Origin of the sequence: Streptomyces mutomycini, from assembly GCF_001700505.1 — a bacterium.
GTDB lineage: Bacteria > Actinomycetota > Actinomycetes > Streptomycetales > Streptomycetaceae > Streptomyces > Streptomyces mutomycini.
The window spans coordinates 1-1404 of the sequence record NZ_MAPV01000387.1 but is presented as its reverse complement, the minus strand read 5'-3'; the positions used below and the strand labels follow the sequence as shown (position 1 = coordinate 1404).

The following is a 1404-nucleotide window of genomic DNA, read 5'->3' as shown; positions in this document are numbered from 1 at the left end:
TCGCGTACCCCAGGGACAGGGATCCGCCCGCGATCTGGTCCGGCGTCAGCCACGCGGAGACGTAGGCGTCGTCCTGGCCGCGCTCGCGGGTGCGCCACGTGACCTCGACCCGCCCGTCCTCGGCGATCTCGGAGACGACGGCCCGGTACCCGTTGAGCAGGTCCGGCCCCTGCCCGCGCCTCGACCTGTAGTCGTTGGCACGGACCCGTACGGCGTCGCCCTCGGCGAGGGTGAGACGTTCCCCGCCAGACAGCGCGTAGGTGCGCTCGGTGCCGAGTTCGCCGGCGGCGCGGCGGATCTGCTGGGCACCGGCGTTGAGCGCGTCGACGTCGGCGTTGCGGGCGGCGAGCACCACTAGCTCGTCCAGGAGGTCGTGGGTGTCGGGCCAGCGGTCGCGCCGCAGCTCGTCCCAGACGGTGAGGATCTGCGAGCGGGCCTCATCCGCGGACTCGGTGGGGTGGACACGGCCGCGCTCGGCGAGCAGCCGGAGCGCCTGGTCGTGGTCCCCGGTGCGCCACACCTCCAGGGCCTGCCGTTCGGCGGCGTCCTCCTGGCGGCGGTTCTCGTGCAGGGTGAGCCCGTCGACGAGCCGGTGGACCTCCCGGAACCATCCGCCAGCCGCGATGGCCTGGAGCTGGAGAGGGTCGCCGATGCCGATGATCTGCGTGCCGGTGCGGCCGGCCTCGCGCATGAGGACCTGGGCGGATCGGTCGTCCACCATCGTGGCCTCGTCGATGACCAGGACATCCACGCCGGTAAGCCCGGAGCCGGTGTGAATCTGCTGCAGCCAGGCGGCGACGGTGCGAGCGGGGATCCCGGACGCCTGGGTGAGGTTCTGGGCGGCAACGGCGCTCAGGCACGCCCCGGCGTAGGTGGTGCCGGTGGCGTCCCATCCGATCCGGCACGCCTCCATCAGCGTGCTCTTCCCGGCTCCGGCGACGCCGACGACGGTGTCGATGCCGTGCCCGCCGGTCAGCAGCCGCGTCACGGCCGCGCGCTGCTCGTCTGACAGCTCGAAGCCCACCGCGACCTGGAACACGTCGATGGCGGCGGCCGACTGGCCACCCGTCAGGGCGGTGCGGCCTTCGCCGTGGCGGGTGAGCGCCTGGTCCCGTACGTACGCCTCGGCGTCGAGGATGTCCTGGGTGGTGTACCGGGCGGTCGACGTCATCACGGTGGATCCGTAGTCCGGCACGCGCACCGCGTACCCGGCCACGTCCAGGACCTCGTCGACGAGCTCGTCGAGGCGCCCGACCCCGTCGTCCAAGCCGTACGGCAGCGCGTTGCCGACGGCGGCGAGCAGCTGCGCGCGGCTGAACGTCTTCGCGCCCGCGGTGAGGCCGGTCTCCGGGTGGAACACGACGGCGGCGAGGTCGGCGGGCGGCGGGATCCGCGGTCCGGTGG

Annotated in this window: 1 protein-coding gene; it reads right to left on the bottom strand. The window is 73.4% G+C overall.

Features of this window, described 5'->3' with window-relative positions:
- A partial coding sequence (locus tag BFF76_RS30605; protein WP_167359551.1) for an AAA family ATPase occupies positions 1-1404 on the bottom strand: 1404 nt, incomplete at both ends.